Origin of the sequence: Rheinheimera sp., from assembly GCF_036568245.1 — a bacterium.
Lineage (GTDB): Bacteria > Pseudomonadota > Gammaproteobacteria > Enterobacterales > Alteromonadaceae > Alishewanella.
This window is the reverse complement of the sequence record NZ_DATCSY010000338.1, coordinates 1-5,078: the sequence shown is the minus strand read 5'-3', so window position 1 is coordinate 5,078 and position 5,078 is coordinate 1. Positions and strand designations below refer to the sequence as shown.

Annotated in this window: 8 protein-coding genes; 7 read left to right on the top strand and 1 reads right to left on the bottom strand. The window is 48.3% G+C overall.

Annotation, left to right across the window (positions count from 1 at the left end; translation table 11 throughout):
* From VIN66_RS15140 to VIN66_RS15115, 6 genes are all read left to right on the top strand, one after another.
* On the top strand, nucleotides 1–890 hold an 890-nt coding region (locus tag VIN66_RS15140; RefSeq protein ID WP_331924756.1), incomplete at its 5' end, for a hypothetical protein.
* 141 nt (nucleotides 891–1,031) lie between these two features.
* Nucleotides 1,032–1,316 (top strand): J domain-containing protein, encoded by a 285-nt coding sequence (locus VIN66_RS15135; RefSeq protein WP_331924755.1) that lies wholly within the window; start codon nucleotides 1,032–1,034, stop codon nucleotides 1,314–1,316.
* A gap of 23 nt (nucleotides 1,317–1,339) precedes the next feature.
* On the top strand, nucleotides 1,340–1,900 hold the full coding sequence (gene atcA, locus VIN66_RS15130) for a cold adaptation protein AtcA (protein WP_331924754.1): 561 nt from the start codon (nucleotides 1,340–1,342) through the stop codon (nucleotides 1,898–1,900).
* A 5-nt stretch (nucleotides 1,901–1,905) separates the two neighbouring features.
* Complete coding sequence (gene atcB / locus VIN66_RS15125) at nucleotides 1,906–2,673, top strand: cold adaptation protein AtcB (protein ID WP_226768085.1); 768 nt, start codon at nucleotides 1,906–1,908, stop codon at nucleotides 2,671–2,673.
* An 11-nt stretch (nucleotides 2,674–2,684) separates the two neighbouring features.
* Entirely contained in the window at nucleotides 2,685–3,578 is an 894-nt protein-coding gene (gene atcC / locus VIN66_RS15120; RefSeq protein ID WP_331924753.1) for a cold adaptation protein AtcC, read from the top strand.
* A gap of 38 nt (nucleotides 3,579–3,616) precedes the next feature.
* On the top strand, nucleotides 3,617–4,150 hold the full coding sequence (locus VIN66_RS15115; RefSeq protein WP_331924752.1) for a phosphatase PAP2 family protein: 534 nt from the start codon (nucleotides 3,617–3,619) through the stop codon (nucleotides 4,148–4,150).
* 127 nt (nucleotides 4,151–4,277) lie between these two features.
* Here the strand turns inward: VIN66_RS15115 and VIN66_RS15110 are convergent, their stop codons facing one another.
* Nucleotides 4,278–4,661, bottom strand: a complete 384-nt coding sequence (locus VIN66_RS15110; RefSeq protein ID WP_331924751.1) for a VOC family protein — start codon at nucleotides 4,659–4,661, stop codon at nucleotides 4,278–4,280.
* 195 nt (nucleotides 4,662–4,856) lie between these two features.
* Here VIN66_RS15110 and VIN66_RS15105 point away from each other — a divergent pair.
* On the top strand, nucleotides 4,857–5,078 hold a 222-nt coding region (locus VIN66_RS15105; protein ID WP_331924750.1), incomplete at its 3' end, for a hypothetical protein.

The window sequence follows — 5,078 nt, the reverse complement described above, 5'->3', positions numbered from 1 at the left end:
ACCCACAAACAGCTGCGCTTAACGCACCACCATTACAAATAACAGTAGCCGAGGATATATTAAAAGGTTGTTTTGGTGAGCTGTTTAGCAAGTATCCGGATTTTGAAGCGCTGACCTGGGACAGGCAGAATGATACGGTATTTGTCAGCGTGACTGAAGACTCATCTTTTGTCAGCTTAAGCGCCGAATGTAAAGCACGCTATGGCGAAACGAACTCAACCGACTATCCGACTTTGCTGGTTAAAATTGAAACCGATAAAGCCCTTAGTCGTGCCGAGATTACTGCTGTGCGACCGGTACAGTTTCCAAAAACAGCTAATGTTGGCAACTTCCCTAATGACGGCATAGAAGGTTTAGCTTTTGATAATGCGGGAAATTTATATCTCGGCCTGGAACAAAATGCTGAGAATGCCCCAATGATTTTCAAGACCGCTTACGACGACACATTCTGGCAACAGGATACTTATGTCAAAGTGCAGGATACCGGTTTGGCTTTGCCGGTGCCTGATAGCAAAGACCACCCGATTAATGATTTAGATTACCTGCCAAGTCCCAAAGCTGGCCACCCCGGCTATCTGGTGGCGGTGGCTCGTAATGATGATCAGCTTTGGATCCTTGATATCAGCCAACAGCAAGCGCCTTTTGTGCAGCAAATGGCCTACTATGCCCCCACCCCGGCTGACAGCAGTTGCCCTGCATATGAGAAAATGGTGCAAACTGCAGTGGAAGGTGTAACCGTGCATGGGAATACGTTATATCTGGTGAACGATGCCTGGAAAAAACATTACCCGGATAATATCCAATGCCCGGATAACGCCGCGCATTTTAATAAGTTTGCACCACTGATGTTCACTTCGCCGGTAAACCCAGCCTGGTTTGTGCCGCACTAATAAATCTGTCAGCCACTACAGGTGAAGTAGTCCGTACAATCTGCTATTATCGCCTGCTGTCTGCCGTAAATACTTGCGGCGGCGCAGGCAATGTAACTCCTCATAGTTTTTCGGCATTTAGTAGATTTTTCGGGACACATTATGATTAATCATTTTCGCGTACTTGGTGTCAAAACCAATGCCAGCGATGACGACATTAAAAAAGCCTACCGCCGCTTAGCCAATAAGTACCACCCGGATAAACTGCATGGCCTCAGTGAAGAAGAGAAAGAACAGGCTTCCGTACAGCTGCAGCGGGTGAAAGCTGCATACGATTTGCTGTCAGATCCAAAACAGAAAGCTGCTTTTATTAAAGATTTTAACAATGTTATTGTCACCGACCCCGCCGCGGCCATGCAGGAGCTGTGGGATCAGTATTATTCTTAAGCCCCTTAGCGTGTAAGAGTGTTATGGCAACGAAATTAAATACTGCACGGCTGCGTGCTCTGCAAACTGATGCGCTGGAAAATATCGAATCCTACATGGATCCGGATACACCCAAGGCGCTGGAACAATTTACCGCCAAGATCAAAGCCATACTGCTTGCTGATCCACAAATGCTGGAATCATTACCGGAGTATTTACCGGTAGCGCTGTATGGCCGGGTAAAATTTCCACCGGCAGCAAAACCCAAATGGCAGCAGTGGCTAAATACCGCTACAGCGCCTGTCTGGGACGAGTTTAAAACCTCTGTAGCTTTCAATAATGCTGATCTGGAGCTGGTTAAAGCTGTACGCTCTTATTCTGAGTTTGCGTTAATCGAAGCCTGCGCAGTGCTATTTATGCTAGACAACGCCGGTAAAGTACAGGCTGTCAGTCGCAGCAGCGCGAATAACTCTCAGGACGATGCTGATGATGAAAGCGATAACGATGGCTACGATTACGACAGTGATGACTACGGCGCAGATGACGATAGCGACCAAGACGGCTATGACGATCAGTATGACGACATCCGCTTTAAGGGAGAATAAGCTTAATGAGTACCAGTTTAATTGAAATTGCTGTAGCAGAGATTAAAGAGCTGGCTGTAATTGAACCTAAGCAAGCCAGTAAAAAATTTGAACTGATCGCTAACACCATGAGTGATGACCAGCTAGTAGAAGTCATTGAGAATATTGATATTGTTACACTGACTCAGATTAACAGCGAACATGATATTTCTTTCCCGTCAATTATGTCAGAGCTGATGAGCCCGGAGCGGATCCGCGACATCGTTTGTCAGCAACCGCTGTACTGGGAAGAGAAAATTAAAAACAATGCTGAAGAATTAAAGCAACATACCTTTGATTTTCTTACCTACCTTATCCGCACTCAGGATACCGAAGACAAACAAGCTGCCGTGCTGGAGTGCATTGCTGAAGATCCGGCCGGCTTGTTTTATCTTAGCATCCCGTTTATCGAGCTGTACCGCGGTGAAGTGCTTGAGTACGAAAACTACTGGGAAGACAAACTGTACGAAGACGAAGAGCATCTGGAAGAAGCTGAAGCCTATACCGAACGGCATCAGGCTGAAGACGCCCACAACCTGGGTATTGATGACCCACGCAGCCTGCTGGCGCTGATCCGCCAGCTGACACCTGAAGTAGAAAGCGCCATTAAAGCCCTTATCCGTAACGAGAATTCCGGCTGGGAAGGCATTATCAGCAAATTTGCTTCCGAGCTGGTACTACAGGCTAAAGAGAAAAACCAGGCCACAGACGATGAATACAGTGAAGTGGACGATATGTTCAGCTTCCTGGATTAAAGGTGTAGTACATGCAGTTAATACTTCGCGACAGCAACAATGGCCCGTTTTTAACTCAGGTGATTAACAAAGCTCAGGCCGAGGAAGGCTTAAGCAGTGAACAGCTAAAACAGGTTAAAACCAAAGCTGTGCTGATGAGCCTGAAATTTGCCGACAAATTCTACAACAAGTATAAAATGCATCTATTGGAACAGGCGGCCTACGATGTAATAGGTGTTGTCAGCCTGGGGTTACAACAGCTGAGCGACAATGACCGTCAGCGGGCGCTGGCCTTACTGCTGGCGCCGGAAGGCCTGGTTAAACCATTTCAGAAAGGCTGGAGCATGTTAGCGGCTGTCAGCAAAAAAACCGGTAAAACCTCGCTATATGGCGATGTCGAAGAACAGCTGTTGCAAGCCGTTGCCACGCCACCCGATGCCGATGAATGGGATGGCTGGGCGCAGTATCAGCAAGCATTAAAAGAACACCGCCGCACCCAGTCAATGCAGCTGTTGCAACAGCAGTTTTATGCCCGCACCCATTTTGATGAGTTTGAGCATTTTAGCCTGGAAGAAGTACTGGCCGAGGTGGTGTTTTACCGGGCGCTAACCGGCGCCGACAAAGTACGGCAGGATTTAAAACAAAAAATCCGCAGCCTTCAGTTACAACCACACTGGTTCAGCGAAACGTTTTTCCAGCTGCAAACCGAGGCCACACTGGCACTGTTACCAGATGCCAACAGTGAAGCTATTCGCGCTGATTTAGGCCAGCACTTTATTCCTGCACTTTTACGCACACTGCATTTTGCCAGGGATTATCAGACGTTGGCTAACAACAACGCCAGCCCGGAAAAACTCGATGCATTGGAAGGTAAACAAGGTTTGACTAACCCACTATTGGGCTGGCCACAGTATCTGGAACTGTGATCTGCCAACACTGACTTGCTAACCATAATGGAGCTGTAATGTTAAAAGGTATTTTAGCTGTCACTTTGGCGACAGTTCTGGTTTTTATCCCGCTACAACAGGCTAATGCTAACAGTGACACCGCCGCGGACGTGCTGCGCGTGGCGCTGCCTGCTGCAGCCTTTGGCATGACGCAGTATCTGGATGACAGTGAAGGTGCGACGCAGTTTTACTACAGCTTTGCCAGCACGGTTGCTGCGACCTATGTGCTGAAAACTGCAATACATAAAAACCGGCCCGATGGCTCAGATAACGATGCATTCCCTTCCGGGCATACCTCAATGGCATTTCAGGGGGCCGCCTTTTTGCAGCGCCGTTATGGCTGGCAATATGGTGCGCCCGCTTATGCCCTGGCCAGTTATGTCGGCTACAGTCGGGTAAAGAACGATCATCACGATACCCGTGATGTGCTGGCCGGCGCGCTTATTGGTATGGCTGCCAGCTACTATTTTGCCGAGCCGTTTTATGGCGTGCAGATAACCCCAACGGCAGGCTTAAACGGCCTGGGGCTGCAATTTAGTAAACATTGGTAAAGCCACAGCCTGCAACAAACCCTCTGTGCAGGCTGCGTAGCACTTAGCGTTAAACGGGTGGTGGTAATTTTTATAAAATACCCTTCCCTACTATAGATGTCAGAAAATTAACCGCATTATTCAGATATCAGGCATTAGTCTCTGAATGAAGCACAACCCTGTTGCCTTCACTATCAATAACAACAGCACGAAAGCCATGTGGCCCTATTGCATGCACCGCCTGTAACACTTTACCGCCGTGTAGGTTCACCTTCGCCACAGCGTCTTGTATTCTGCCGTTAACATTGAGGTACAACATCACGCCTTTGTCGCTGATATCTGCCGGGTTCGGCACCAGGCAACCACCGTTACCGTCGCTGTGCTCAAGTACTGCAAAGCTAAAACCCGCTTCCATAAAAGTTTCAACCTTCACCGCCAGCACAGCGGAATAAAATGCAGCGGCACGCTTTAGCTCTGCCACCGGTATATCAAACCATACAGCTCTGTTATGTAATGTATTGAAATCACTCATGTGACCGCTCCTTCATCGTCAGCCAGCCTGGCTTTGTTGCCACGAATTTAGCATAGCTGTAACGCTTCGTATCTGCAGTTTCTTCAATCTGAAGCGATTCAGTGTTAAAACCCCGCCGGTACTGACGGTTTGGCTGGCTCAACGCCCTGCAGCAGTGTTAGCATTTATCCAGTTTGCCTTTATTCACAGAATGTTATGACGACTCATCACGCTATACTGAGCGCATTTTGCGCAATAATGACCTGCCAGACACTGGCACAGCAAGAAAGCATTGAACGCATTACAACGACGGCTTCCCGTACAGCGGTGCAGGCAGATACTCTGCCTGTTGCGCTCAGCGTGATCGATGAAAGCAGCCTGACACTGCTGGCTCCTACCCACATTGAAGAAGCGCTAAAACAGGTCGCCGGTGCCAAC

Coding starts and splice junctions, on each gene's coding strand:
- atcC (WP_331924753.1), top strand. CDS start 2,685: ATGCAGTTAATACTTCGCGACAGCAACAATGGCCCGTTTTTAACTCAG.
- VIN66_RS15110 (WP_331924751.1), bottom strand. CDS start 4,661: ATGAGTGATTTCAATACATTACATAACAGAGCTGTATGGTTTGATATA.
- atcA (WP_331924754.1), top strand. CDS start 1,340: ATGGCAACGAAATTAAATACTGCACGGCTGCGTGCTCTGCAAACTGAT.
- atcB (WP_226768085.1), top strand. CDS start 1,906: ATGAGTACCAGTTTAATTGAAATTGCTGTAGCAGAGATTAAAGAGCTG.
- VIN66_RS15115 (WP_331924752.1), top strand. CDS start 3,617: ATGTTAAAAGGTATTTTAGCTGTCACTTTGGCGACAGTTCTGGTTTTT.
- VIN66_RS15135 (WP_331924755.1), top strand. CDS start 1,032: ATGATTAATCATTTTCGCGTACTTGGTGTCAAAACCAATGCCAGCGAT.